Below are 26,700 nucleotides of genomic sequence, written 5' to 3' on the forward strand. Positions count from 1 at the left end.
CACTCGACATGGGCGTTGTATTTCGCTACACATATCTTTTTTTACAAAAGGGACATAAGAGAGCAGTCTGATGAAAACCATCCCTGGTAATATGTACTCTGCTTACTATACGTTTTGTATACCGGGTTGTTGGACGCTGCCACCTACAATATAGGCCATCCACCCCACAAACACCCTATTTCTGTCAACGCATCAACACTTCCATCTGTTCCTACCATAACACAAAACGAGCTAACCTTGGCTAACATGAGACATAACTATGACTTGTGGGCTGGTACCAGGCCCATCTTTATACAGCAGAGGGAGAAAGTACCAGCAACAAGGATCAGCGTCGTTTGTCCGCAAGGAGCAGCAAGTATGCATCTCTTTCTGGTTCCAGGAGAGAGGATTAGTGGGCGTTAAACGCACGCTCTACACTGACGACATTCTTTACCTGGCGCAGACGACGCAAGATGCGCTCAATCTGATCCAACACGCCTTCAGTGGCCATAACTTCTAACGTCGCTGTAATCACTGCTTTGTGGACAGAGGGGTTCGTAGTGGATGTGACCGTGGTCATATTAACGCCCGCGTCGGCGACAACAGCCGCAACGTCACGTAAGAGGCCTGAGCGATCATGCGCTACGATGGTAATAGGCGAGAGATAGGTCTCTGGCTCAATCTGCAGCCAGTTGAGCTCAATGACGGCCTTCGCGCTTTCTCGATGGCGCCTGACGCGCGTACAATCACTGCGATGGACATACATTCCCTTACTGGGATTGAGCATCCCGACAATTTCGTCGCCGGGCAGAGGACAACAACATTGGGCGAGTTTGACGACCGCGCTCCCTTCGCTCTCCTTACTCGTATGCGGGTTCGCGCCCTCGCCATGCGTTAGCTCATTTACCTGGCGCACCAGGGGGAGCAGATGCAACATGACATCTTCCACCTGGAGATCCTCACGCCCAATCGCGATATAGAGATCATCGCGATTGGCGTACTTGCGCAGGTCGCCCGTTTTATCCTCGTTGCGGGCCTGGTTGAGCAATTCCTCAACGAGGGCATTCAGCCCAACGGCACCGGCGGTCTTTAAGGCCAGGTCGAGCCGCTCTTTGCCGAGTTGGAGATTGATCTCGCGCTCATAGGTCTTCAGGTAGCGGCGAATCTTGTTGCGCGCCGCGGCTGTCCGCGCAAAACTGAGCCAGTCGCGTGTGGGGTGGACGGTGCGGTTGACCATGATGTCCACGATCTCGCCGCCTTTAAGCTCATAGTCCAGAGGTACCAGGCGCGTCACCAGGCGTCCGCTGTCATCTGTATTGGTAATGATGCGCGCGCCTGCACAGTGGTCGCCAATATCGGTATGGATACGATACGCCATATCCAAAGGAGTCGAACCACGAGGCAAATCTTTGACCTCACCTTTAGGCGTAAAGACAAAGATCTGCTCCTGGAAGATGTCGCCCTTGACGGCCTCCACGAATTCGTCCGCACTCTGGGGAAGCTCGCTTTGCCATTGCCGCAACTGCTCAATCCAGGCCACCATCTCTTTGTAGGAGAGCTTCCAGCTATGGGGTGAAGAATCCTCCTTCACCATCCGATCTTTGAGATACCAGTAATTGGCGATGCCATACTCGGCGGTACGCTGCATATCGTGTGTGCGGATCTGAATCTCCGCCAGGCGGTTATCAAAGCAGAAAACCGTGGTATGCAGTGATTGATAACCATTGAGCTTGGGCGTGGCGATAAAGTCTTTGATGCGTCCATCCTTGGGTCGCCAGAGGGCATGAATATGGCCGAGCGCCAGGTAACACTCGTTATCGGTATACACCAGGATGCGAAAAGAGACCAGGTCGTGTAGCTGGCTGAGATCCGCGCCAGAGGGCTGTCCAGAGACATATCCAAGCTTGCGATTGATGCTCGCCAGGTGCTTCTGCCAGGCCTGTACCTCAGCCTGAATGCCCGCGCGCTGCATTTCCTCGCGCAAGACGCGACCAACCTCGTCGATAAATGGCATTCGCCGCTGTACCTCTTCCTCCACCTCGCGCTTGAGCCAGGCATAGCGCTCCGGGTCCTGGTAACTTAGGACCAGGTCCTCTAGCTCAGCCTGCACCTGCATCATGCCCAACCGGCGCGCCAGAGGCGCGTAGATCTCGCTGGTCTCGCGCGTCTTATTCTGCTGTTGCACGGTCGACATCGCGGCCAGGGTCCGCATATTATGGATACGGTCGGCAAGTTTGAGCACGACGACACGCGGATCTTCCGCCATGGCTAAGAGCATCTTCCGCACCGTCTCGGTCTTCTCACGACGCTTATCTACAACCGAGAGCGTCTGCTGCACAGGCTCTGCTGGCTCCTGGCCTGGCGCGTTATCGAGCGATTGAGCAGCCTTATTCGGCTTGCCCGCCAGGGCATCAAACTTTGTCACTCCATCAACGATATTCGCCACTTGCTGGCCAAACTGCTCAGTCAGGTCATCCAGTGAGTAGTTGGTATCTTCCACAACGTCGTGTAGCAAGGCCGTCATAATGCCTTCAGCATCGATACGCATGCCTGCCAGCAGGAGCGCCACCTCAAGAGGGTGCTGAATATAGGGTTCGCCCGACTTCCTTACTACCCCCTTATGTGCATGTTTCGCCAGTTCATAGGCATGACGTATTCGCTCTAGATCCGCATCCGCCAGGTACTGGTGAGCTTCTTCTAGCAGATCTTCGATTGTCATCTGTGACGGTGCAAGATTCGTCTGCGGCTCCCCTGCTTTCAGGATGGCCGTCTGATGCGAATCTTGGATGCTTCTCTCAAAGTTGGTAGCCATGTAATCTTACGTCATACCTTTCAGTTGAGCACAGTTGTCAGTCCCTCTACCGCGGACTGTTTCAGGCTAGCTTCGGCATAGATCCCGACTGTCTTTGACTCAATCCGTTGGCGTCCCCATGTCACACGATTCGGGATAGCGTCACCTTTCTCTCCCCTTGCATCCTGGTATTGGAATGTCCTACGCACCGGCATAAAATACTAGTAAAAAGAGGGAGAGAAGGCATCTCCCGAGGTGCTTCGTGGCTTATTGTTCTATTTCACCGGTAAAGCCACACACGCTGGCTTTGCCTCCACATAAGACACCCCTAAGCGATGCCTCCTCTTCCAGGTAGGACATTTCTGCCTATGAGTTAAACAGGCTATTACTTTATTATAAGGTGCTATATTCCCCTGTCAAGCGAGGACTCCGTTTTCACTTCATAATTAAAAACGCACACATCGATTTTGCCAGGGCACAGTAGGGCAGAGGAAAGGCCTCATTGTATTACATTGTATTACGTTTAAACACGCCTGGACGTCACCATATTCCGCCAATTGTGCGACTACTTATTTCCATTGTACCAACCTGGTAGTCAGTTTCTTTTACTTCAAAAGGTGCAGACCTCTCAGCACCTGCGGTGCTTCGTAAGGGTATGGGGTGTGGTGGTGGGCGGGCTCTGCCCGCCCACCACCACACCCCATACCCTTGGAGCTCGCCACGAAGCGGTGAGCAATCATATGGTCCCAAAAACCAGAGACTAAGCAAAGAACACATCTTTGCTTAGTCTCTGATTACTTGTGAGCAAAAAACGAGAGTTCTGGTCAGATAAGATTTCTATGTCTGGCCTTAGTTCCAGGGCTTGAGCAACCTGGCAGACGTCGTCGAAACAACGTATACCAGGACAACAAGCTTCTTTCCTAAGAGCGATAGTGGCTCTTCTCTTGCAAACGCTCGCTTCTTCATTGTGCGCTGCTTTTAGTTGTGGGCTGCGCCACGAACTTTGTCAAAGCAGGAGCTACAATAGACGGGGCGATCCTTGGTAGGAAGGAAGGGCACCTGGGTCTCCGCACCACACTCGGCACAAATAACAGGGTGCATTTCTCGCGGGGCGCGCTCAGAACGACCGGTTGAACCCACAGAGTTGCGACGCGCCTCACGGCAGGGACGGCAGCGACTCGGCTGATTCATCAGGCCTTTTTGCTGGTAAAACTCTTGCTCTCCGGCGGTGAACAGGAAATCATTTCCGCAATCACGGCACTTCAGGGTTTTGTCATCGAAGCTCAACTAGGACCTCCTTAGTGAATAGAAGAATGGTAAACCTCCAGGTCCTTCTCCTAGCGGATGTCACCAGCCATGCTTTCCCCTTACCAGCGAGGGAAGTATGTAACTCTGGACGAGCACCGTACGCGAGACCGAGATGGATACCGGAAAACAGCATACACTATCTTTTGTTGATTTTCAAGAGTTTTACGCCGATTCTGTACATATTTCTTCATATTTTTATGTATATTTTATATCTTGCCATTTTTCATACATTTTTATCTCTCTTTTTTGCTTGCCGCTGTGGCTTTTTATTAGCTCATCTTAGTTCTCGCGCCTGCGGCACTCGCCAAGATGAGTGGTGTGATGCCCCTGACAGCCTGCGGCTGTCAGGGGCATCACACCACTCATCTTGAGGTTGCTCTTGACCTTTATGAGACAATAGACAGCGAACTTTTAAGCGCTGTGTGCATAGATTCAGGTTTTTCTTTGCGCATTGCATATCATGGTATGTCGCCTTTAATTATATATTAGTATTTCTCTTTGGGTTTAAAGCTGATGTCACAATTTACGTTTACTATTGATGCCGAGTGCTCTGAAAGCTGGGCGCGTGCCGGCACGATTCAGACTCCTCATGGCACGATCCAGACGCCGATCTTTATGCCTGTTGGCACACAGGCGACCGTCAAGAGCGTCTCTCCAGAAGAATTACGCGAGGTCGGCGCTCAGATTATTCTCTCCAATACCTATCACCTGATGCTGCGGCCCGGCTCTGAACTCATCGATTCTTTTGGCGGCCTGCATTCATTTATGCGCTGGGATGGCCCGATTCTGACGGATAGCGGTGGCTTTCAGGTTTGGAGCCTGGGACACCTGCGTAAGCTGAGCGAGGAGGGGGTCCTTTTCAAGTCGCACCTGGATGGCTCACCACAGTTCCTCACGCCTGAGAGCGTGATGCGCATCGAGGCGGAGTTGGGGTCCGATATCATTCTCCCCCTGGATATCTGTGCGCCCTTTCCCTGCACACCCAAAGAGGCCCGAGAGGCAATGGAGCGTACACATCGCTGGGAGGAGCGTGCCCTGGTAGCGAAAGAACGCTATCGCCCGGAACAGACGCTCTTTGGTATCGTTCAGGGAGCCTTTGAGCCCGAGCTACGCCAGGAGAGCGCACGCGTAATTGGCTCAATGCCCTTCCCCGGTCTCTCGATTGGCGGCCTCTCAGTGGGCGAACCCAAAACCAAGATGTGGGAGATGCTGCGCGCAACTACGCCCGCGCTTCCACGCGAGAAGCCACGTCACCTGCTGGGCGTCGGCTCGCCTGAAGACCTGGTTGAGTGCGTCGGGCTGGGCATGGATATGTTCGACTGCGTTCTGCCCACGCGCGTCGCTCGCCACGGCGGTCTCTTTACCCGCGATGGGCGAGTGAATATCAAGTCCGCCCGCTTTAAGCGAGCAACTGGCCCGATTGAGGAGGGCTGCGACTGCCACACCTGTCGCAACTATAGCGCGGCCTATGTGCATCATCTTATCCGTGCCGAGGAGCAACTCTACTACCGCCTGGGAACCATCCATAACCTGCGCTTCATGCTGCGCCTGGCCGCTGACCTGCGCGCCTCCATTCTCGATGGCAGCTATCCCGTCTTCCGCGAGGCCTTCCTGGCACGCTATCAGCCGGCTTCAGAGACAGTACGCGAGCAGCAGCGCGAAAAATGGAAGGCGGCCCGCGAGCGCCAGTCCTGAGCCTGAAAACCCTGGAGGAGATGTCGAGTCTTATGTCAGCAACCGCTTATCGCTTTATTCATACAGGTGTGCAGGATGCAGCATTGAACATGGCCATTGATGAGGCCATCCTCCTGCATCACATTGAGGAGAAGGTCCCGCCCACGCTGCGCGTCTTCCAATGGAAGCAGCCAGCCATTAGCCTGGGACGCTTCCAGAATGTTGAGCGCGAAATTGGGCAGGAGGTCTGCGTGCGCGAGAATGTGGCCCTGGTGCGCCGTCCTACAGGCGGGAGGGCCGTCTATCATCGCGATGAGTTTACTTATAGTATCACCATAGGGAAGCGCGAGGGTGTGCCATCTGGAGTCGTGGCGGCCTACGCCTACCTTCTGCAAGGGCTTATTCAAGCGCTACAACATCTCGGCCTCAACGCAATTATCAGTGATGAGCGGGTCAGTAAAACGCCCTCGGCGGCCTGTTTTGCCTCTTCTACGCAGGCCGATTTGACGGTCGATGGCTTTAAACTGATTGGCAGCGCCCAGGTGTGGAAAGAGGCTACGCTTCTCCAACAGGGCTCACTCCCGCTGGGTGACCGCGCGGCCGAGTTTTTCTCGCTCCTGCGTTTCCCTTCTGAAGAGGCTCGATCCCAGGCCCTGGCCCAGTACAATACGAAAACAGCTCCCCTCCATGCCTTCGCCCCACAGGCAACCTGGGACGAGGTCGCGCAGGCTTTTCGCCTGGGCTTCAGTTCCTTCCTGGAGCATGAGTTTGTACCTGGCGAACTCTTACCCTCTGAGTGGGACCTGGCCCGACAGCTTGTGGCCGAAAAATATAATCACCTCACCTGGCGCAAAGAGAAAGTCACGCTCATCGAGCGTCTATAAGATCTCTCGCGCCTGCGGCGCTCGCCTAGGTTAGTGATATGTGCATGTGAATTGGCAGCCTGCGGTTGCCAATTCACATGCACATATCACTCATGCACATATCACTAACCAGAAATAACTTGCACCAGAAATAACTTGCACACGGGTTAAACTGATTTCGATATGACTTCTCTCTCATTGCTTCTCAACTTCTCAAGGTAAAGAGCCGAAAAAGAAAGTCAGAGGGTGCCACTGCCTGCCGCCTTGCCTGTTGTACACATTGCATGGATACACGTGGTGCGGTACAATAGTCCAGATACGGACTGACTGGAACTTTTCCGGGTCAAAGCATACACCGGGTCAGAAAAAAAGCGCCAGCCTACATGCTTGCATTGCTTGCATCAACGCCAGCCAGATACAGAGCTACAAGAGTAGTGACATTGTACGAGAGCGCCAACACGAAACCTGGCAAGCCTGGACTTGTATCAGCATATGAAACATTATCAACATTAGATGCCATCCGCTCCTGGGGCGCGGCACACCAGCACCAGTCCTGCATAGAGCTCTTATTCCGAAACCCAACGTCGCTCACGCGACTAGCGCTCCGCGCTCAGGTTTTCGGATAAGTAGATATTTGTTTCATCTAATAGTAAGGAGTTTCTTGGCTGTGAGCATCTCTATCGACATCGCACGGAAAATTTTGGAAGCGAGCAAGCAACGCGCACGCGAGTTACGCAGTCCTGTCAGCATCGCCATTGTAGATGCTGGTGGTCACCTAGTACTCTTTGAGCGTATGATGTCGCCTTATGGCTGGGCTACTGGGAATATCAGTATCGCCAAGGCGAGTACCGCCGTGATGTTCAATCAATCAACCGACTCTGTCGCGCAGTGGGGGTCCTCTATTCCAGGTTTTGCCTCTAGCCTGGCCGAGATGACACACGGGAATTTCATCATGGCCGCAGGTGGCTGGCCAATCCGCGTAAACGGCGCGACCGTTGGCGGCATCGGTGTAAGCGGTGGCAACGCTCCTGGTCGCGATGATGAGATCGCTCGCGCTGGCCTCGCGGCTTTCGAAGCCCCACGCCAGGCTCCGCCGCAGCCATATGTGCCACCACAGCCTCAACAGCAGCCTTCGTTTTCAGGACTGGCTCCACAGTCCCCGGCTTCATCATTCTACTCTCGCGGTGCAGCGCCTCAACAGCCACAGCAGACGCCTTCCTATACGGCGCCTTCCGCGAGCTATCCAGTCCCACCAGTCCCTGAGTCCGCTCCCCGAGAGCCAAACTACAGCGAAAACGTCAATTATGCTGAACGACCTGCTGTAAGCGAGCAAAAGTCCTTCCCACAGGAACAAGTAGGACAGGAACAATACCAAAACGAAGAGACAGCTAAGGCTGACCCCTTCCCATTTCACGACACCACGCGTGAGGAACAACCTCAGGCAGAACAACCAGGAGACCAATCATGAGTCAGGATTACCAGGAATACAAAGTGAGCACCAGACGGCGCAGGGGGAACCGCGTACCACGCAATCGTCCCGTCCTTGTCACCAATGATGAGCAGCTAAACTCTGTGGGAGAAGAAACTCTCGCCGAGGAAGGCAACACGCCAGTTGAGAGTTCCGTAGCCCTCGCGGAGAGCGAGGCGTCCATCAGCGAGGTCAAGCCTCGACGCAGCTTCTTCTCACGCGTTGGCAAACGCGAAGAGGAGGCCACATCGAAAGAGGATGTGTCTCGTGCACGCCTGGCGCGTGCGACACGTGGCAAGGCCGGCGAGGAAGCTACAGACGATGAGAAGCCAAAGGCCGTCAAGCCCACGGCGCGTCCACGCTCGACACCACCCGCTGGCGGCTTTAAGACGCGCTGGATCATTGGTATGGCCATCTACCTGCTGGCAGCGAACTTTGTAGGCTTGTTTGAGCAACAGGCCGTACATAACCTGGGCATTGAGCGCCAGTGGGCGAAGTTTAACCTCTTTGGTCTGCCAATGAATATCACGACGTCAACGGCGCTCTACCTGGCTACTCTGGTCATCCTCCTGGTCGTACTGGCGCGCTACGACTTCATTCCACGTAGCCTGGGCGGTTCCTCGGCTGCGAATAACAAGTCTGCCGCCAACAAGTCTGCCCGGCCCGCGGAACCCAGGGCGCCCCAGCCAACCATTCGCCAGGGCGTCAGTGGCGAGGCTGATGATCTCTACCACGCCTACCGCTCCGGTCAGCGCCGAGCTAAAAAGCGCTAACAGCATTACACCTTCACGTCAAACAAAAAGAAGTGTTCTCCTGCTCGCGAGCAGGAGAACACTTCTTTTTGCCACTAAGATCACAGGACCCTTGACTTTTTGTGTGCATCCCCCTTATAATGCTTAATAAGCCACTTTGAGAATACTCAGCGGCCCAGAGAAGACCTACACAACTACATCTAAACGGTGAGAAGAAAAATGCTCAGTGCAACGTGTAAATGCGCACAACTGAATAACAGCTATTTTTATTACTGGTTTAGCCCTCCGGCATGATGGTGGGCCACTTTGGCTGAGCAAAAAAACCACCAGCATGCTGGACGAGCAGAGGAAAAATCCTCTGCTTTTTTGTTTCCTAAAAAAGCCCATCAAGTCAAGCTCGAATAGTTCCAGAAAGGTTTACGAATCATGATCATCACCATTAGTAACCAGGCTTCAAGTGAAGAACGCGCCCAGTTGATGTCACTTTTATGTCGCATCACGGCAAGTCGCATGCCCCTCGCGACCACCCACATCTCCGAACGTGAAGTGATCGCCCTTGATAACACTGTTCTCGATGCTCAGTCCCAGCAACTCCTCCTCCAACAGCCCGCAGTCACCGAACTCCTCCCCATGAAAACCTCCTACCAACTCGTTAGCCGCTCCTTTCAACCAGCCGACACCCGCATCCTCATTGGCACAGGTCATGCCTGCACCTCGATTACAGTTGGTGGCCCATCCGCATCTCCGGTCATCATAGCGGGCCCCTGCGCTGTAGAGAGCCGTGAGCAGCTTCTCACCACCGCGCATGCCGTGAAGGCCGCTGGTGCTAATATCCTCCGTGGCGGGGCCTTCAAACCACGCACCTCCCCCTACCAGTTTCAGGGACTGGGTGTGGAAGGCTTGAAACTGCTGGCTGAGGCTCGCGAGCAGACTGGCCTCCCTATTGTCACAGAGGTCATGGAAACCGAGATGGTGGATACGGTGGCTGAATACTCTGATATCCTTCAGATCGGCGCCCGCAACGTGCAAAACTACGCTCTCCTGCGTGCGGCTGGTAAGCATTCGGCCAAGCGTCCTGTTTTGCTCAAACGTGGCCTGGCTTCTACCGTGGAAGAATGGTTGCTGGCCGCCGAGTACATTGTTGCCGCGGGCAATCCTAACGTGATCCTTTGCGAGCGAGGCATTCGTAGCTATGATCCACAGACACGTAATGTGCTGGACCTGACCTGCGTGCCGCTGATACAGGAGCTGACACACCTGCCTATCCTGGTTGATCCTAGCCATGCCACCGGGCGACGCGAGCTGGTACCCGCCATGTCGCGCGCAAGCATTGCCGCGGGCGCCCAGGGATTGATCATTGAGACCCATTGCGATCCCAGCACGGCACTCTGTGATGGTCGCCAGTCGATCACGCCCGAACAACTGGCACGCATCGTCGTTGAGACCCGAGCGCTTTCGCATCTCATGCAAGGGAGCGAACTCGTGCAGGTCGCCTAAAAAGCACTCGTCAACGCCTGCTGATTTGCCTATCGACTCACCAAAACAGGTATGCTATACTTTCCAATGTACGTAGAAAGTGGTTTTTGTACTTCTATGGTGGAAGAGACCAAGGCTTTGAGGTGACACGTATGCCAACACGCATTATTATTGCAGATGATGAAGCTATCCAGCGTATGGACCTGAAAGATGTCCTTACGAAACAGGGTTATCTCGTAATTGGCGAAGCGGGAGACGGATTGAGTGCCGTCAATCTCGCGCGCGAACTACGCCCCGACCTGGTAATTATGGACATTCGCATGCCCGACATGGACGGCATTGCCGCCGCCGAAACGCTTACCCAGGAGAAACTCGCACCAGTGTTGCTGCTCACTGCCTTCGGTGACCAACCGCTCGTTGAACGCGCGAAGGAAGCCGGGGTGGTTAATTATATTGTGAAGCCACTCCGCGAAAGCGAAGTTGCTCCTGCGATTGAGGTCGCCCTGGCTCGCTATAACGAGTTTCGCGCGATGGAAGATAAGGCTCGCTCCCTGAGTGAAACGCTCGAAACGCGCAAGATCGTTGAACGCGCCAAAGGCCTCTTGATGGAGAAGCAGGGTCTAAGCGAGCAGGAAGCCTTCCGTAAAATTCAGAAGGCGAGCATGAATAATCGCAAATCCATGCGCGAGGTAGCAGAGGCGATTCTCCTTACCAATGAAATGTAATTTTTCTTTAAAAATCCTCTCACTAGAAACGATCTAGTAACACTTGGTGAATGATAATCCGGATGCATCAACGGGGCTGCATCCCTCACACTAGTGTTTCTCCCGTCCGGTATGTTATGGAGGCAGGGCATTCTCGACCACGCATACTCTCTACTCCCTCACCCCTAATGACATACGTTTGATTGGCGTCCACGCTAGTCTAGCAAAGATGAGAGCAGATGGATCTAGCAGGCAATACGGCGACAGATATAGCTAAAATCATTGTTGTCGTTGGCGTTCGCTTTCGACCAGCTGGGCGTATTTACTATTTCGACCCCCAGGGTCAAGCCTTCTCCAACGGGCAGTATGTGATTGTCGAGACCACCCGAGGCGTAGAGGCCGGGCGTGTCGTCCTGGCATCGAAGAAGCTTGCCGAGGAGGACCTCTCCGAACCTCTGAAACCCGTCTTGCGCCTGGCGACCGAAGACGAGCTGCGTATGCTTCTCTCTTTTAAACAAAAAGAAAAGGATGCCATGGTGCGCTGTGCCGAGCGGATCACCCAGCACAGGCTTCCCATGAAGCTGGTTGAGAGCGAGTATACTTTCGACGGCAGTCGACTGACCTTCTATTTTACCGCTGATGAGCGCGTCGATTTTCGCGGCCTCGTGCGCGACCTGGCGGCGACCTTCCGCACACGCATCGAGCTGCGCCAAATTGGAGCGCGCGACCAGGCCAAGCTTCAGGGCGGCATCGGTCCCTGCGGTAAAACCCTCTGTTGTAGCTCCTGGATTACCGACTTCGGGATTGTCTCCATCAAAATGGCCAAAGAACAGGGCCTCCCTTTAAATCCCTCAAAAATCTCTGGCGTTTGTGGGCGCCTGATGTGCTGCCTCGCCTATGAGAATGAAAATTATATCCAGGCCAAGCAACAGATGCCTCAGATCGGGGCATTCCTGAACACACCCAGTGGTTCAGGCAAGGTAGTCTCCATCAACGTTCCCAAAAATTCGGTCGAGGTTATGCTCGAAAGCGGGGTGACGATTCAGGTCCCCGTCGATGAAGAACCCGCGCCGCCCAAAGGTGGAGGCTGCGGCTCGTGCGGCGTGAAAAGTGCCAGCGCCAGTACAAAAGAGCCCGGCGGAGCAAGTGGCTCATGCAGTTGTGGCAAGGGCGGTCCTTGTACCTGCGGCAGTGGTGGAGGCGGCGGAGGATGTGGCACCGGAGGAGGTGGAGGATGTGGCACTGGAGGAGGCGGAGGATGTGGCTCATGTGGTATAAAAAAGAAAAAGTTTTAAAGAAGGTTTTAAAGTCACTTATTGCAATAAAAACTTTTCCTGATAAACCACTGATGATGTCACGAGAGGAAGGTGCAATGTATGTCTTCTGACTGGAAAGACTCTGGGGCGACCTGGCAGAGTCCCCAGCACGATGCCCAGGCGGCCTATACCCACCAGCAGGCACACGATGATGATGATGACTTAACCCAGGACGCACCTGAGCAGGACCAATACGACGTCGATGCTCATGCCTATAGCGCCCACGATGATCAACGCTATCAGGCAGGCTACCAGGGACACCAGGACTATCAGAACGCTCCTGCAGCCGATTTTGAGGAGCCTCCACCCACCCCCATAACCCAGCGTGGCGATCTCCTGCATACTATAATCCACTATGCGACCCTCGTTGGAGCACCGCTTCTCTTTGGGGGCCTGACAGCTCTCTGGGTACTCCCCCTGGTCGCCAATGAGCGTGCCGCGACCCCGGCCGCGGCATTCTGGCCGCTCGTCGTCCTCATTGTCCTTATCGCTATCGCGCAGGGAACCACTGTTTACTATCTCGGCTCCATCAACGATCTCTGGTTTGTCTTTACCCTGCTTGGCTTCCTGCTCTTCCTCCTGGTTGGCTGCTTTTCGACCTTTGGTGCCATTCCCGGCTTCCTGCTGCTGGCTATTATTGTCGTACTCGGCGTGTTCCTGGTGCGTCGCTATCTCCACGCGGTGCCAGAGGGATATGTCGCGCTGGCCTTTGCCTTCGGCAAATACCGGCGAACGCTCCTGCCCGGCCCCCATCTCCTCCTCCCCTGGGAACAGATAGCATACGAGCTCAACACGGGTGAGATCCAGTGGATCTGCCCCACACAGCGCGTTCAGCTCGCTCCCGATACCGACGTTATCCTGCGCGCGTCAATCTCTTACCAGGTTCTGCCCGACTACGCCTATCTCGCCATGTCGCGGGTAAATGGCTGGGAGGAAACCTTGCGCGAACTCTTTTTGGCTGCGCTTCAGACTATTGCAACCACGTTCTCACCTGGAGATTTTCTCGCCTGGCCCGATGGCCCCCAGGGCCAGCCCGTCATAAACCCCTCGCTTGACGATTTCTCCAACGGGGCACGCTGGGAACAAGTCAATAACTATCTTTTTCAGTATATGCGCAATCGCGTCGCCGCCTGGGGCGTCCAGGTCAATGGGATACAGATCCGCGATGTCTCTCTGAGCTCTCATGGGGCACATCTCGTCGATGCGCCTCCCCTGGACCACACGGCATATGCATATGAGCAGCCCGCGCCCACATCTTATGCTCAGCAGCCAGTACCTCAATTCGAGAACACTTACACGCAACAGGAACTGGCGCCGCCACCCGCAGGTAATCGGCCACCGGTCTTCAAAGAAGAGATACTGGTCAACGCCTATAAACAGGTACAAGAGGGCAAGATCACCGATCCAGAGACAATTCGCAACCTGGCACGGACCTTTGAAGCTATCGCGCACGATCCAGAGGCAAATGGTTCCGTCAGCTTCGATCCCATGCGCGCAGCGGAGAATTTGTATGCCGAGGCTGACCACAATGAACAGTTGGCCAGCGCCTCACCTGCATCCAATTCGGCCCACTCCTCGCGCGTCTCCTTCGAGGACGACACCAATCCCGATTGGTACAACCCACGCCATCCCACCTAAGCATTTCTCTAGTAAAATGGCCCACAAAAGCCCTGGCTTGAGCCAGGGCTTTTGTGGGCCATTTACCATTTTATTAATTTAAAATACGTCTGCGACTGCCTTTTTCTTTGCATGTGCTTTGATACGCACCTGCATGTATTAATGCTGAGCGACGGCCTCCAGCTTCGCCTGGCGCTGATCATCAAAGTTGCGCAAGCTGGCCAGTTTCTCGGCGCTCACAGTTTTCTCTACGCGAGGATCGAACACTACATTATCGCGTGAGCAGAAATAGTAGTGCTTCCACTCCTCCATGGCATGCTCCCAGGCGGGAAGAAGCAAATTCGCTTCATTGTCGCCTTTCACAATACGCTGGAAGGCCTGGAACGACAGGAACAGGGCTAGCACGATCACACAGAAAGTGACTGCCACCAGACCTATCATAAACGTAGAATCCAGTTGCGCTTCCATTCCGCCAATCAAGACGATGACGAGGAAGATACAAACTCCCACCAATACAATACAGGAGATAATGGTCCTGATCATGGAAATGTTTTTGGTTGGTACGGCCGGTGGAGCGCACTGCTCTACCCCGGCATCATACGCCGCTTGCATTGTTTTAACTTTATCTGTCTGGTTGCACACCGGACAAGCTGGTTTCTGGCTCTGCACGGACGCCATAAGATTAGTCCCTCCTTACGTTGCCCCACATGGCTATTCCGGGCAACCGTATGATAGTGTAGTAAAGCATAACATGGTAGGCAATAATATGGTACATTCGGTGTAAGAAAAAATCTTGCCTTAAACCTAACACGTTCAATCGATGGAGACTGGTTCGATTTTACGTTAGCTGTTGATATAGCCTCTCTATGATTTTATCAGCATAGGGCATATATTTACAACATCTCAACCAACCTCTCAATCAACACACTCTGCCAAGCCCTTCCTCAAGAGGGACAAAAGTCAGATTTGACACGCCCTAGCACACCCGCTACACTTGTTCTGTCAGGTCGAAGATCGGGGCTGGCAATCGCATCCTCTCTTATCCTTTTGCCCCTACCTGCTTTTCTCAATAGGAGCATGCATCTCAAAACATGATGAATATAACACCTTCAATTACCATTCTTGGGTTGGGTCCCGGCGATGTGCAGGATCTTACCATGCAGGCCCATGATCTGCTGGCCCAGGCCGCCCAACGCGGGGAGACCGTCTACTTCCGCACCATCATCCATCCCACGGTGGAGCAGTTGCGCGAGGAGCTACCCACGCTCAATATCACTTCATTTGACAGCTTTTATGAAGAATCGACCGCCTGGCGCTCACTCTACCAGCGGATAGCGGAAGAGGTCTGTACGCTAGCCATGCAGAGTCCCATCATCTACGCCGTCCCCGGCCATCCACTCATAGGCGAGACCTCAGTCCAAATTCTGCTTCAGTTCGCGCGCGAACGAGGCCTCTCCACCTCGATTGTAGCGGGTCTCTCCTTCCTGGAGCCTGTATGTAGTCTGCTGGGGCTTGATCCCTTTGATACCGGCCTGCACATTGTGGATGCAACCATTCTGGCGGGACTGGACCAGGATGAAATCGCCAGCAAGATTCTGCCCGCGACACCTCTACTGATCACCCAGGTTTATAATCGCCGTCTCGCCAGCCAGGTTAAGCTGGCCCTGGGCGAGTGCTATCCCGACGAGTGGCCCGTCAAACTGGTACGGGCGGCGGGCGTCTCCGCAGACGAGGCCGCGCTGGAGATGCCTCTCTACGAGCTGGACCACAATAATCAAGCCAATCATCTTAGCACCCTGTATGTGCCGCCCCTGGACGCGCTCACCCCACTACGCCTGCCCGATACCTTGCGCTACATCACCAAACGCCTACGCCGCGAACCCGATGGCTGCCCCTGGGATCGCCAGCAGACGCACCAGACGCTGACGCGCTATGTCATTGAAGAGACCTACGAAGTGGTTGAGGCCATCGAAGAGAACGATATGGAGAAGCTCGCCGACGAGTTGGGTGACCTCCTACTCCAGGTCTACCTGCATGCCGAGATCGCGCGCCAGGAGGGGCACTTCGCGCTTGGCGATGTCTACGAGAATATCAACGCCAAGATGCTGCGCCGTCATCCCCATGTCTTCGGCAATGCTGAGGCCAGCACTGCTGGGCAGGTGGCGCTCAACTGGGAGGAGATCAAGCGCCAGGAGCGGCTCAACGCGGGCATTGCCGCGCCCGAGATAGAGACCGTTTTCAAAAATATTCCCCAGGCCACACCCGCGCTCATGGTCGCCCAGGAGTACCAGAAACGCGTCGCCAAAACTGGCTTTGAGTTTGATAATCTCGAAGAGGTCCTGGCCAAGCTAGAGGAAGAGCTTCAAGAGCTACGCCAGGCCACCTCAAAAGAAGAGCAGCAAGAGGAGATGGGCGACCTTCTCTTCCTCGTTGCCAAGCTGGCACGCTGGTATAAGGTTGATGCCGAAGAGGCCCTGCGCGCGGCAAACCGTAAGTTTCGCCAACGCTTCCAGGCTATGGAGAGCTTCGCTCGCCAGGAACAGCGCGAGCTTACCACCTACACCACGTCAGAATGGATCGCTCTCTGGAACCGCGCCAAGCAGCAGGTAGGGAAATAGGTGATTAATGTTGCTAGATGTTGTCGACGTAGCCGACAACATCTAGCAACATTAATCACTTATTTGGCTGAGTTTATGATGCCAGCAGAACTGTTGAGTGTCTGGATATCTCTTCCTCTTCCCAGGTCCAGCCAGACTTCGTCTCAACCGGTTCTGGCTGCTGCGCCTCTTGATGGGCCTCTTCTTCAACCACAGATTCTACATAGGCATAAAAAGCTTCGTATAAAGTATCTATTCCGTCGAATATCATAGCCGTTACCCTCTCATCTCTGTCCGTCGCAGAGTTTTGTCTCAAATGTGCACTTCACTTCTCTGATATAGATACTACCTCTGCTATGTCGCAGCACCATCATAAAACTGTCGCGTAATTGTCGCAGTTCCCTGAGTTTCCCTGTCTCGGCTCGCAAGTTCGCCTCATCAGGGGTAAGGGGTGTGGGTGGAAAACGGCTTTGCCGTTTTCCACCCACACCCCTTACCCCTGAGCGCCCGCCGTAGGCGCGAATAAGTTGCTGACGCATTCGAAGAAACATGTCCCTTAACCAGAAGGCATGATATGATAAGAAGAGGCACACAGAAGACGGTAGCACTGGCAAATTGCTGCCACACAAGACAAAGGAGAAGTCCTGTGATCTTTGACCTCAATGAAGAGCAATCAGATATCCGCGACATGGTACATCGCTTTACGCAAAACGAGATAACTCCTCATGCTGAGTCATGGGATGAGCATAATCACTTTCCCCGCGAGATCTTTACCAAAATGGCGGAACTGGGATTGATGGGCATGACCACGCCGGAAGAGCTGGGCGGGAGCATGCTTTCACGCCTGGCCGCGGCCCTTGTATACGAAGAACTGGCCCAGGGTGATATGGCGACGGCGGTTGGCCTCTCCGTCCATAACATGATCACTGGGTCCATCGCGCGCTTCGGCGATGAGGAGCAGCGCGAGCGCTGGGTGGGCAAGCTCGCGTCCGGCGAGGCCCTGGGCGCCTTCTCGCTGAGCGAGGCTGCCGCTGGCTCCGATGCCGCCAGCCTGCAATGTCGGGCCGAGCGCTCGGGCGATAGCTACATTTTGAATGGGAATAAGCTCTGGGTGACCAATGCGGGCGAGGCCGATATCTACCTGCTTATGGCGCGCACCGCTCCCGGCAACGACGCCTCAGGCATCTCCTGCTTCGCCATCGAGAAGGATACGCCCGGCTTTGCCTTTGGCAAAACCGAGCGCAAGATGGGCCTGCACTCCTCGCCAACGCGTGAGTTGATCTTTGAGAACTGTCAGATTCCCGTCTCGCAGCGCCTGGGAGAAGAGGGACAGGGCTTTAAGATCGCGCTTTCCTCGCTCGATGGTGGACGCATCAATATTGGCGCGGTCGCAGTTGGGGTCGCCCAGGCGGCCTTTGAGACCGCTCGCCAGTACGCCCAGGAGCGCCAGCAGTTTGGCAAGTCCATTGGCACCTTCCAGGCCATTGAGTTTATGCTCGCCGATATGGCTATGAAGATTGAGGCCTCGCGCTTGCTGGTCTACGAGGCCGCCTATAAGCTCGACCAGTCGAGGCAACCATCCAAGCAGGTCTCGATGTATGCCTCGATGGCCAAATGCTTCGCGACGGACTCGGCGATGGAGGTTACCACCAATGCGGTCCAGGTCCTGGGCGGCGCGGGCTATGTCCGTGACTACCCGGTCGAGCGCTATATGCGCGATGTAAAGGTGGCACAGATCTTTGAGGGAACCAATCAGATTCAACGCATCGTCATTGGCCGCGCCCTCCTCGACCAGATCCGCGCATGAATTTCTATACGGCTGGAAAAATGCGCATAGCCCCTGAGCATACCAACCGCGTATGGTAGACTTGTCAGAATCGTTTTTTTTCGATATGCTAAAAATGCAAATTTTCTGAACGACCGGGACGTGTATTGCCATCTTGACAGGAATGGGGGTATGCGTCCTAGTTTTTTGTTCCCCACCTTGCCATTACCCTTATAATATCCTAAAGTTCTTATCTTTCTTTTTCGATATATCTACCAGGGTGTTTCTTCTGACTTACTTTTCGCGCCTACGGCGCTCGCAGGGGTAAGGATGTGCTGGTGCGGGGCCTACGGCCCCGCACCAGCACATCCTTACCCCTGTGATAGGAGAGTCAGAGAACATAGTTCAGTCTTACCTCGATATAAATACAAGGGGTGAAATCCTGGTCTGACTTATTCTCTAGGAGTTTTGACGATGAAAGCTGATTGGGTCGCGAGGATCAGCGACCGTGTAGAGCAGCATGTGTGCCAGGTCAAGGGCGAACATGCGACTATTATCTGTGCCTCTGGACTCAGCCCCTCTGGGACGGTCCACCTGGGCAATATGCGTGAGATTATGACGGTTCACCTGGTCTCTGAAGAGCTACGCGCTCGCGGCTGGCAGGTAGAGCATATACAGTTTTGGGATGACTATGACCGCCTGCGCAAGGTGCCTGCGGGCATTCCAGAGTCGTTCGCGAGCTATATTGGGCAACCTCTCTGTGAGGTGCCTGATCCCTTTGGGGTCTATGCCTCGTATGCCGACCGCTATATCACTGAATTTAGCGAGAGTATCGCGCCCCTCAATCTTCCTATGACCCAGGTCCGCCAGTCAATCGCCTATCGCGAGGGACGCTATACCCACAAGGTCAAACTAGCCCTGGCCCAGCGGGGAGAGATCTTTGATATCCTTGCTGAGTATCAAACGCGCCAGGAACAGCAGGAGACGGTCTCTGAAAGGCGGGCCGCCTATTACCCTTACAAGGTCTATTGCGAGGCCTGTGGCAAGGATACGACGCAAATACAGCACTATGAAGAGGCTACTGCCAGTATCGATTATAGCTGCCAGCACTGTCAGCATAGTGGAGCCTTTAGCCTGAATGAGAAAAATTCCGGCAAGCTGGTCTGGAAGGTAGATTGGCCCATGCGCTGGAGCGAGGCACAGGTAGACTTTGAGCCTGCGGGCGCCGACCACTCGACCCCAGGAAGTAGTTTCACCGTTGGTCAGCGCATCGTGCAGGAGATCTTCCACTCGCCAGCACCCCAATACGCGGCCTATGCCTTTGTGGGTATGGAGGGTCGTGTAAAGATCTCTAGTTCAGTAGGAACGGATGCCTCGCCGGCCAATGCGCTCTCCATCCTGGAACCCGCGATTCTGCGCTGGCTCTACATCCGCCGTGCCAATAACCAGCCCTTTAATATCGACTTTGGCCAGGGTCTTTTGCGGCTCTATGATGAATGGGATTCCCTTGTGCGCCAGGTCGCGGCTGGCAAGGTTAATGAGGCCAACCTGGTCGCCTACCAGCGCGCCATCCAGACCTCGCTGGGTGCTGTGAAGCGAGCCGAGCGCACGGTACCATTCTCGCTGCTCACCTCGACCCTGGATGTCACACAGGGCAACCTTGAGCAGGTGTTGCGCATCGCCACGCAGAGCCTGAAGGAAGAGGAACCGCTCACCCCGGCCCAGCTAGAGCCGCGCCTGACCTGCGCCGCTAACTGGATCAACAACTACCTGCCCGAAGACGAGCGTACCTTTATCCGCGCCAGCTTTGATGCTGAGACCTACGCGCAACTTGGGGAAAGCGAGCAAGAGGCACTCCGCCTCCTGGTCGCGGAGTTTGAGGGCGCCTGGAACCTGGATGCCCTGACCGACCTGATGTATCGCATTCCCAAGCAGGTGCGTGGACTGCCCACAGACGCGCCCGCCACGCCCGAGTTGAAGCAGGCCCAGCGCGCCTTCTTCGCCGCCATCTACACGTTGATCTGTGGTTCAGACACCGGCCCGCGTATCCCAACCCTCATGCTCTCCCTGGGCAAAGAGAAGGTCAAGAGCCTGCTCGACCCCAATGGAGCCTCTGTGGTCTCAGAGCCCGCATAATATACAGCGAGCGACCCTTTCTGCACAATACACTAAAAGGGTCGCTCAACTATCTCAGCCAGTCAAGATTTCCCGTAAGAGACGATAGCACATGAAATCAACGCAAATTTATGCAGACCGTCCAACATGCGTTTACGAGTCTATAAGCCTGGAAAATCGAGGGTGCAAAAGTAGTCGTCAAGCGTCTCGGCTCGGCGGATGAGTTGGATATCGCCGCCCTCGCGCAAGAGGAGTTCCGCCGAGCGCAGCTTGCCATTGTAGTTAAAGCCCATGGCATGACCGTGCGCCCCCGTATCGTGGATGATCAGGATATCGCCTGGTGTGATCTCGGGCAGGCTCCTATCAATGGCGAACTTATCGAAATTTTCGCAGAGCGATCCCACCACGTCATACATCTCGTTCGCGGGCTGATCCTCTTTCCCCAAAACAGTAATGTGGTGATAGGCGCCATACAGCGCGGGCCGCATCAGGTTCGTCATGCAGGCGTCCAGGCCAATATAGCGCTTATAGGTCTCTTTCTGGTGGATAGCTGTGGTCACCAGGTAGCCATGCGGTCCCGTGATCACCCTGCCGCATTCCATGACTATACGCAGGGGGGGCAGGCTATTGGCAACGATTTTCTGCGTGTACAGAGCCTGCAACTCCTGGCCAAAGGTCTCCATGTCAAAGGCGCTCTGCTCTGGGCGATAGGGGATGCCAATGCCGCCACCCATATTGATAAAGGAGAAGGTGATGCCAACCTCGCGCGAAAGGGCCGCGACCAGGTCAAAGAGCATACGTGCAGTCTCAAGAAAATACGCGACGTTGAGTTCGTTCGAGGCCAGCATGGCATGTAGCCCAAAGCGCCTAACGCCCTTCTCCTTCGCGCTAGCATACGCTTGAAAGAGCTGATCATAGGTCAGCCCATACTTGGCCTCCTTGGGATCGCCAATAATCGCGTTCCCAGCACGCAATGGCCCTGGATTGTAGCGAAAACTGAGCAAGTCGGGAAGGCCTGCCTGCTCTTCGAGATAGGCGATATGGCTGATGTCATCCAGGTTGATGATCGCTCCCAGTTCCCTGGCCTTGCGATACTCGCTCGCGGGCGTCTGGTTAGAGGTAAACATAATCTCTTCACCAGCAAAACCCACGCGCTCCGCCAGCACAAGCTCGGGCAGAGAGCTACAATCTACGCCCAGGCCCTCCTCCTTGAGGATACGTAAAATATGGGGATTGGGCAGGGCCTTGACCGCGAAATAATTGGTAAAGCTCTCCGACCAGGCAAAGGCCCGCTTCATGCGACGCACAGCGGCGCGGATCCCCTGCTCATCATAGAGGTGAAATGGCGTGGGATGGGTTGCGATAAGCGCTTCAAGGCGCTCAGGAGAGAGAGGAAAACGCTTCTCAGACATATTTTGACTGTATCCTTCTTTGACTACACCGCCTTGTAGGGTCCATGCTGGCATGGACTTCGAGGTGCGCAGGCCGATACTCTGACGTTGGGGAGCAATCCATGCCAGCATGGACCCTACACGACCTGCCAGATCTGCACGGAGCGGTCGACCCCGGCAGAGGCCAGGCGTTCGCCGTTTGGCGACCATGCTACGGCGGCGACATAGCCCTGGTGCCCCTGGTAGGTATAGGTGCAGCGCTCTTTAGCCACGTTCCAGACCTGCACCGTCTTATCATTGCTGGCAATAGCCAGGTGCTTGCCATCAGGCGCCCAGGTCACAGCATTTTTGGCGCTATTACCGCCCGCGGTCCGCAGCAGTTTTGTATGCTGCGTATAAGCGATGCTGACATCCCAGATGCAGGCGTAGGAGTCGCTAGAGGCCGAGGCCAGCAGATACTCTTTCGGATGCCAGGCCAGGGCATTCACCCGCTCATTATGCACCTTCAGAACGCTGGGTTCCAGGTCCGCGGAGAAAATGGATGAGACGCGCTGCCAGAAGGTGCGCGGCTTCTTCTGCTCGGCAAAGGGGTTCCAGAAGCGTATGCTCTTCTCTTTCCCGGCTGAGGCCAGGTATTTCCCATCCGGCGACCACGCTACAGCATATACCTGGTCCTTGTGCTCTTCATAGCGGTACAGTTCACTATGCTCCTGGGCATGCCAGACCAGCACCAGTTTATCGTTGCCAGCCGAGGCAATATACTCGCCACCTGGCGACCAGGCCACAGCGTTCACGGGCTGGCTGTGCACGGTATAGGTATAGACCAGGTGCCCGTTCGCAGGCTCCCAGATCTGCACCGTGGTATCATCGCCTGCCGAAGCAATATATTTGCTATCGGAGGACCAGGCCAGGGTATTCACCCGCGCGGAGTGTCCCTTATACGTCCAGACACGATCACCAGAAGCCGCATCCCAGACGATCACGGTGCGGTCATAACTGGCCGTGGCCAGCCATTTACCATCGGGCGACCAGACCACAGCAGCCACGCGTCCCGTATGTCCAGTACAAATAAAGAGCGTATTAGGCTGCTTGACGATCTGGTATTGCGTTGGGCCTTTCGCCTTGCCAGTCTTCCCTGTAGTCGTGGCTTGAGCAGGGATGGGCGGCATCATCGCAGGTGCCTGGTACATGGGCGGGACACGCGTCGAGATGGTGGGCGGCGAGGTCAGCGCGGCCCCCGTCGTATATAGCGTCTGGATGCGCTGAAGCGAGGCGCGCACAACAGCCACGGATTCCGGGCGCTCATTCACGGGTACGCTTACCATATGCATGACCAGGTCGGCCAATCCAGCGAGGGCCGGATGCGCCGGGAGGTGAATAGGCGCGAAGTGGAAGGGCGTTTCTGAAGGATCATGCCCGGTCAGGAGCTGATGAAGGGTCGCGCCTAGACTATAGATATCGGCGCGCACCGTGGTTTGCGAGCGACCATACTGTTCCGGCGCAGCATATCCGGAGGAGCCAAGCGCGGTCGTATCCTTGGCCTTGCCGGGCTTGAAGTGGCGCGCGATGCCAAAGTCGATCAGGAAGATATGTCCACCAGGTGTAAGCATCACATTGGCAGGCTTGAGATCGCGGAAAATAATCGGGGGCGTGCGCGAGTGCAGATACTCCAATACATCACAGAGCTGGATGGCGATATCAAGCGTCTGCTCAATAGGTAGCGTCGTGCCCTTGAGACGGCTCAGGCGGTCCTCAAGAGTCTCGCCCTCAATATAGTCCATCACCAGGTAAGAACGCCCCTGGTCGGCAAACTGCTCATAAATACGCGGCAGATTTGGATGTGTCAAACCAGCCAGGAGCATCGCTTCATGCTGGAAGGCATCAGCGGCGGCCTGGCGATCCTTCTCATCCAGGCTATTCTGGCTCATCTCCTTGACCGCCACCAGGCGATTACCAAACTGCGAATCGAGGGCCTTATAGACAGCTCCGAAGCCACCCTTTCCTACATTTGCCAGGATGATATACCGCTGCTTGAGCATATGTTGAGGTTGCAACAGTCCCGTAATCGTCGAGCTGCCTATGGGCAATTGGAAGGTGGTATTCACGTTTGTGTTCAGCGTATTGGCTGAGGTTCCATGTACGGCGTGCGCGCTCGATATACCACGCGCCCCAAGACCTACAATGGTATCGGTCGTCGTGTCCAACCCGCCAAGCGCCTGGCCACAGGCACGACAAAAACGCGCCTCTGGTCGATTGGCAGCACCACATCGATCACAGAAAAATGTTGAATTGGATGACATGAAATCCTTTTTCTCAATAGATGTTTTACTTCAGCAGCGATGAGAAAGGATAGAATGGGCATGCCAGGTTGGCACACATCGACTGTACAGTAGTACATGAGTACAAAAATGTCAAGTAACCAGCTCTCATTCTTTCTTTCCGGGTCAAATGTCAGGGGAATGTTACTGTAAAGCCTCGTGCCACGTAAACAAAGTACAGTGTGATGCTATAATACTCTTATCTGTACAGAGTAAAACGCAGCGACTCTATCAAAGGCTGCACGACCAGGAGCGACAAATACTGATAACCAGAACTGTGGAGAAACAGATCAAGAGTGACCTCTGTTAAAAAATGTTGTGAGATTGAGACCCGTACGGCCTGGCCGTTTTGGAATGAGGGGAATGCTGGTACTATGGCAAAGAAAATTCTGGTCATGGATGATGATCCGACAATCGCAGACCTGCTTACAGAAGCGCTAGCAGACGAGGGTTATGAGACTTTCATGACCACGCAGAGCCTGCGTTTCTATGACTCTATTCAGGAGCACAAGCCTGACCTGGTGCTGCTGGACCTGATGATGCCTTATCTTGATGGCCGTGATGAGCTAAAACTCATGACCATGGGCATCGATAAGCAGATTCCAGTCATCGTGGTTACGGCCTTCCTGGGCGCGGCCAACGAAGAGCAGGAGTTCCGCGAAGCCGGAGTCGTCCACATCGTCTACAAACCGTTTGATCTCGACAAACTGGTTGCGCTGGTCAAACAGACCATCGGGGAGCCTGAGGAGAAAACCGCATGAGCGTCTCCACAACTAATACGCCCACGCGCCTAGCCCTGGACGCAATGGGCGGCGATAATGCTCCCGGCGAGATTGTGCTGGGAGCAATTCAGGCTGCCCGCGCCTATGGCATCGGCGTATACCTCGTGGGACGCGAGGAGGTTATCCAGGCTGAACTGACCAAACACGACACCAACGGACTGGATCTCCCCATCATCCACACCGATGAAGTGATTGAGATGGACGACCATCCCGCGACAGCTGTCAGAAGCAAGAAGAACGCCTCGATGACTGTCGCGCTACAACTAGTTCGGGATGGCAAAGCCATTGGCGCGGTTTCAGCCGGAAATAGTGGCGCGATGATGGCGGCGGCCCTCTTCACTCTCAAACGTATCCCCGGTGTGGAACGCCCGGCCCTGGGTGGTGTCTTCCCAACCAAAAATAAGCCATGCCTGATCATTGATATGGGTGCCAATACCGATTGCAAGCCTGAGTATTTGCAGCAATTTGCCTTGATGGGTTCGGTCTATATGGAGCGTATCTTTCACGTCAACCGGCCTCGCGTGGGTCTGCTGGCTAACGGAGAAGAGGAGACCAAGGGCAACCAGCAAGTTGTGCAGACACACCAGTTGCTTAAGCAGAACGCGGAGCGCCTGCAATTGAACTTTATTGGCAATATCGAAGGGCGCGACATCATGGCCAATGCGACGGATGTGGTAGTCTGTGATGGCTTTGTTGGCAATGTTGTTCTCAAGCTCAGTGAAGGCGTGGGTGAAGCCCTCTTCTCCCTGATTAAAGACGAACTGACCTCGTCGTTTGTAAGCAAGCTGGCGGCGGCAGTCCTCAAGCCAGGGTTGAAGAGGATCTATAAACGCCTTGACTATGCCGAGTATGGCGGGGTTCCCCTACTAGGCGTCAATGGCGCGGCCATTATCTCTCATGGCCGCTCTAACGCCCGCGCCATCCAGAACGCGCTTCGCGTGGCCAAAGAGACAGCCGAGACCGGCGTTACGCAGGCGATTACCGAAGGCGTGGCACGCCTCGCCACAGCCAAAGCCGAATAGCTGCGCTAACAAAAAATGGAGTACAGGCCATTGACCTATACTCCATTTTTTATTACTTTTTACTCTGTAGGAGACTTTTTCTGGCGCTTGGCTGCTCCACCGAGGCGGCCAATGCGGCTGTAGAAATCAGGTCCCTGGCTCTCCTTCGTGGCGTTGCCGCCCTTCTTGCCCATGGCCGAGAAATGCTCTGGACCATACTTGACAACATTTGCGCGCCCGCCCTTCTGAGCAATGGTACGATAATATTCTGTGCCACGCTTCTCTTTCAGCACAGTGCCGCCCTTTTTCCCGATGCGCTGATAGTAATCCTCACCATACTTGGCGCGTACAGTACTGCCGCCCTTGCGACCAGACTTCTCAGCGGGGGACGACGCGGTACCTGTTGATGATGTAGACTGCATGGACTGCTCTTCCTCAACCATAATCTCTAGCTTCCTCTACGTCTTCTCGCAACATAATTTTTCATGGAACACTTAGAAAGAACCTATGCTTACCCGGCTCAACAACATCCTTTGCTGACGTTTTACCAGGATGCCAGTAGCCTCCAGCCTGGTTGTTTCTCCTTAAGGCCGAACATATGCCCTGACATTACTCGCACGTCTGGTGAAAACTCATCGACTCTTCACCAATCATTAGTCTAACAAAATATGTGATAAACGTCAATAAACTATATTGATGCACAAGAACAAAATAGTTATTTATTGCCATATAGATATACTTCATGTAACACAAGAGTAGATAAAATCATGGGTAGCTCACTTT

Annotated in this window: 20 protein-coding genes; 13 read left to right on the forward strand and 7 right to left on the reverse strand. The window is 54.6% G+C overall.

Features of this window, described 5'->3' with window-relative positions:
* Positions 1–388: 388 nt before the first annotated feature.
* Both KRAC_RS26090 and KRAC_RS26095 read right to left on the reverse strand, forming a co-directional pair.
* Positions 389–2,791, reverse strand: a complete 2,403-nt coding sequence (locus KRAC_RS26090; RefSeq protein ID WP_052568588.1) for a RelA/SpoT family protein — start codon at positions 2,789–2,791, stop codon at positions 389–391.
* A gap of 957 nt (positions 2,792–3,748) precedes the next feature.
* Positions 3,749–4,057, reverse strand: coding sequence for a zinc-ribbon domain containing protein (locus KRAC_RS26095; RefSeq protein ID WP_007912393.1), 309 nt, complete (start codon positions 4,055–4,057; stop codon positions 3,749–3,751).
* A 534-nt stretch (positions 4,058–4,591) separates the two neighbouring features.
* Between KRAC_RS26095 and tgt the strand changes: the two genes are divergently transcribed.
* From tgt to KRAC_RS26135, 8 genes are all read left to right on the forward strand, one after another.
* Positions 4,592–5,773: a tRNA guanosine(34) transglycosylase Tgt gene (gene tgt / locus KRAC_RS26100; RefSeq protein WP_007912394.1), complete on the forward strand. Its 1,182-nt coding sequence runs from the start codon at positions 4,592–4,594 to the stop codon at positions 5,771–5,773.
* 32 nt (positions 5,774–5,805) lie between these two features.
* Positions 5,806–6,636 (forward strand): lipoate--protein ligase family protein, encoded by an 831-nt coding sequence (locus KRAC_RS26105; RefSeq protein WP_007912395.1) that lies wholly within the window; start codon positions 5,806–5,808, stop codon positions 6,634–6,636.
* A gap of 646 nt (positions 6,637–7,282) precedes the next feature.
* Complete coding sequence (locus tag KRAC_RS62500) at positions 7,283–8,083, forward strand: heme-binding protein (RefSeq protein ID WP_007912396.1); 801 nt, start codon at positions 7,283–7,285, stop codon at positions 8,081–8,083.
* Positions 8,080–8,856 (forward strand): hypothetical protein, encoded by a 777-nt coding sequence (locus tag KRAC_RS26115; RefSeq protein WP_007912397.1) that lies wholly within the window; start codon positions 8,080–8,082, stop codon positions 8,854–8,856. Before KRAC_RS62500 ends, KRAC_RS26115 begins: the two co-directional genes overlap by 4 nt.
* Before the next feature lie 405 nt (positions 8,857–9,261).
* Positions 9,262–10,332: a 3-deoxy-7-phosphoheptulonate synthase gene (gene aroF, locus KRAC_RS26120; RefSeq protein ID WP_007912398.1), complete on the forward strand. Its 1,071-nt coding sequence runs from the start codon at positions 9,262–9,264 to the stop codon at positions 10,330–10,332.
* 131 nt (positions 10,333–10,463) lie between these two features.
* Positions 10,464–11,036, forward strand: coding sequence for an ANTAR domain-containing response regulator (locus KRAC_RS26125; protein ID WP_007912399.1), 573 nt, complete (start codon positions 10,464–10,466; stop codon positions 11,034–11,036).
* 218 nt (positions 11,037–11,254) lie between these two features.
* Entirely contained in the window at positions 11,255–12,310 is a 1,056-nt protein-coding gene (locus tag KRAC_RS26130) for a PSP1 domain-containing protein (protein WP_007912401.1), read from the forward strand.
* Positions 12,311–12,391: 81 nt separating this feature from the next.
* Positions 12,392–13,969 carry an SPFH domain-containing protein gene (locus KRAC_RS26135; protein WP_007912406.1) on the forward strand — a complete coding sequence of 526 codons (1,578 nt, stop codon included), beginning with the start codon at positions 12,392–12,394 and terminating at the stop codon, positions 13,967–13,969.
* Between the two features lie 138 nt (positions 13,970–14,107).
* Here the strand turns inward: KRAC_RS26135 and KRAC_RS26140 are convergent, their stop codons facing one another.
* Positions 14,108–14,626 carry a DUF2975 domain-containing protein gene (locus KRAC_RS26140; RefSeq protein ID WP_007912408.1) on the reverse strand — a complete coding sequence of 173 codons (519 nt, stop codon included), beginning with the start codon at positions 14,624–14,626 and terminating at the stop codon, positions 14,108–14,110.
* Positions 14,627–15,039: 413 nt separating this feature from the next.
* Between KRAC_RS26140 and yabN the strand changes: the two genes are divergently transcribed.
* Positions 15,040–16,566 carry a bifunctional methyltransferase/pyrophosphohydrolase YabN gene (gene yabN / locus KRAC_RS26145; RefSeq protein WP_007912409.1) on the forward strand — a complete coding sequence of 509 codons (1,527 nt, stop codon included), beginning with the start codon at positions 15,040–15,042 and terminating at the stop codon, positions 16,564–16,566.
* A 73-nt stretch (positions 16,567–16,639) separates the two neighbouring features.
* Here yabN and KRAC_RS73855 read toward each other — a convergent pair whose 3' ends face one another.
* The gene (locus tag KRAC_RS73855; RefSeq protein ID WP_007912410.1) at positions 16,640–16,816 is read right to left on the reverse strand and encodes a hypothetical protein; all 177 of its coding nucleotides are present in this window, start codon (positions 16,814–16,816) and stop codon (positions 16,640–16,642) included.
* A gap of 375 nt (positions 16,817–17,191) precedes the next feature.
* On the opposite strand from KRAC_RS73855, the gene KRAC_RS26150 reads away from it, so the two are divergent.
* Both KRAC_RS26150 and lysS read left to right on the forward strand, forming a co-directional pair.
* Positions 17,192–18,352 (forward strand): acyl-CoA dehydrogenase family protein, encoded by a 1,161-nt coding sequence (locus KRAC_RS26150; protein ID WP_007912412.1) that lies wholly within the window; start codon positions 17,192–17,194, stop codon positions 18,350–18,352.
* Positions 18,353–18,784: 432 nt separating this feature from the next.
* Entirely contained in the window at positions 18,785–20,446 is a 1,662-nt protein-coding gene (gene lysS / locus KRAC_RS26155) for a lysine--tRNA ligase (RefSeq protein ID WP_007912417.1), read from the forward strand.
* Between the two features lie 140 nt (positions 20,447–20,586).
* Here the strand turns inward: lysS and lysA are convergent, their stop codons facing one another.
* Positions 20,587–21,837, reverse strand: a complete 1,251-nt coding sequence (lysA, locus tag KRAC_RS26160) for a diaminopimelate decarboxylase (RefSeq protein ID WP_007912418.1) — start codon at positions 21,835–21,837, stop codon at positions 20,587–20,589.
* 116 nt (positions 21,838–21,953) lie between these two features.
* Positions 21,954–24,116 (reverse strand): WD40 repeat domain-containing serine/threonine protein kinase, encoded by a 2,163-nt coding sequence (locus KRAC_RS62505; RefSeq protein ID WP_007912420.1) that lies wholly within the window; start codon positions 24,114–24,116, stop codon positions 21,954–21,956.
* 392 nt (positions 24,117–24,508) lie between these two features.
* Here KRAC_RS62505 and KRAC_RS26170 point away from each other — a divergent pair, with 392 nt between their 5' ends.
* Both KRAC_RS26170 and plsX read left to right on the forward strand, forming a co-directional pair.
* A complete protein-coding gene (locus KRAC_RS26170; protein ID WP_007912421.1) occupies positions 24,509–24,895 on the forward strand; it encodes a response regulator transcription factor in 387 nt (128 codons plus the stop codon).
* Complete coding sequence (gene plsX, locus KRAC_RS26175; RefSeq protein ID WP_007912422.1) at positions 24,892–25,938, forward strand: phosphate acyltransferase PlsX; 1,047 nt, start codon at positions 24,892–24,894, stop codon at positions 25,936–25,938. Before KRAC_RS26170 ends, plsX begins: the two co-directional genes overlap by 4 nt.
* Before the next feature lie 59 nt (positions 25,939–25,997).
* Here plsX and KRAC_RS26180 read toward each other — a convergent pair whose 3' ends face one another.
* Positions 25,998–26,339: a general stress protein gene (locus KRAC_RS26180; protein ID WP_157507073.1), complete on the reverse strand. Its 342-nt coding sequence runs from the start codon at positions 26,337–26,339 to the stop codon at positions 25,998–26,000.
* Positions 26,340–26,700: the final 361 nt, after the last annotated feature.

The organism is Ktedonobacter racemifer DSM 44963 (assembly GCF_000178855.1).
GTDB lineage: Bacteria > Chloroflexota > Ktedonobacteria > Ktedonobacterales > Ktedonobacteraceae > Ktedonobacter > Ktedonobacter racemifer.

What these genes read in the sequence shown, in the direction of transcription:
- KRAC_RS26090 (WP_052568588.1), bottom strand. Translation starts at nt 2,791, where the DNA reads ATGGCTACCAACTTTGAGAGAAGCATCCAAGATTCGCATCAGACGGCC.
- tgt (WP_007912394.1), top strand. Translation starts at nt 4,592, where the DNA reads ATGTCACAATTTACGTTTACTATTGATGCCGAGTGCTCTGAAAGCTGG.
- KRAC_RS26105 (WP_007912395.1), top strand. Translation starts at nt 5,806, where the DNA reads ATGTCAGCAACCGCTTATCGCTTTATTCATACAGGTGTGCAGGATGCA.
- KRAC_RS26115 (WP_007912397.1), top strand. Translation starts at nt 8,080, where the DNA reads ATGAGTCAGGATTACCAGGAATACAAAGTGAGCACCAGACGGCGCAGG.
- aroF (WP_007912398.1), top strand. Translation starts at nt 9,262, where the DNA reads ATGATCATCACCATTAGTAACCAGGCTTCAAGTGAAGAACGCGCCCAG.
- KRAC_RS26125 (WP_007912399.1), top strand. Translation starts at nt 10,464, where the DNA reads ATGCCAACACGCATTATTATTGCAGATGATGAAGCTATCCAGCGTATG.
- KRAC_RS26130 (WP_007912401.1), top strand. Translation starts at nt 11,255, where the DNA reads ATGGATCTAGCAGGCAATACGGCGACAGATATAGCTAAAATCATTGTT.
- KRAC_RS26135 (WP_007912406.1), top strand. Translation starts at nt 12,392, where the DNA reads ATGTCTTCTGACTGGAAAGACTCTGGGGCGACCTGGCAGAGTCCCCAG.
- KRAC_RS26140 (WP_007912408.1), bottom strand. Translation starts at nt 14,626, where the DNA reads ATGGCGTCCGTGCAGAGCCAGAAACCAGCTTGTCCGGTGTGCAACCAG.
- yabN (WP_007912409.1), top strand. Translation starts at nt 15,040, where the DNA reads ATGATGAATATAACACCTTCAATTACCATTCTTGGGTTGGGTCCCGGC.
- KRAC_RS73855 (WP_007912410.1), bottom strand. Translation starts at nt 16,816, where the DNA reads ATGATATTCGACGGAATAGATACTTTATACGAAGCTTTTTATGCCTAT.
- lysS (WP_007912417.1), top strand. Translation starts at nt 18,785, where the DNA reads ATGAAAGCTGATTGGGTCGCGAGGATCAGCGACCGTGTAGAGCAGCAT.
- lysA (WP_007912418.1), bottom strand. Translation starts at nt 21,837, where the DNA reads ATGTCTGAGAAGCGTTTTCCTCTCTCTCCTGAGCGCCTTGAAGCGCTT.
- KRAC_RS62505 (WP_007912420.1), bottom strand. Translation starts at nt 24,116, where the DNA reads ATGTCATCCAATTCAACATTTTTCTGTGATCGATGTGGTGCTGCCAAT.
- KRAC_RS26170 (WP_007912421.1), top strand. Translation starts at nt 24,509, where the DNA reads ATGGCAAAGAAAATTCTGGTCATGGATGATGATCCGACAATCGCAGAC.
- plsX (WP_007912422.1), top strand. Translation starts at nt 24,892, where the DNA reads ATGAGCGTCTCCACAACTAATACGCCCACGCGCCTAGCCCTGGACGCA.
- KRAC_RS26180 (WP_157507073.1), bottom strand. Translation starts at nt 26,339, where the DNA reads ATGCAGTCTACATCATCAACAGGTACCGCGTCGTCCCCCGCTGAGAAG.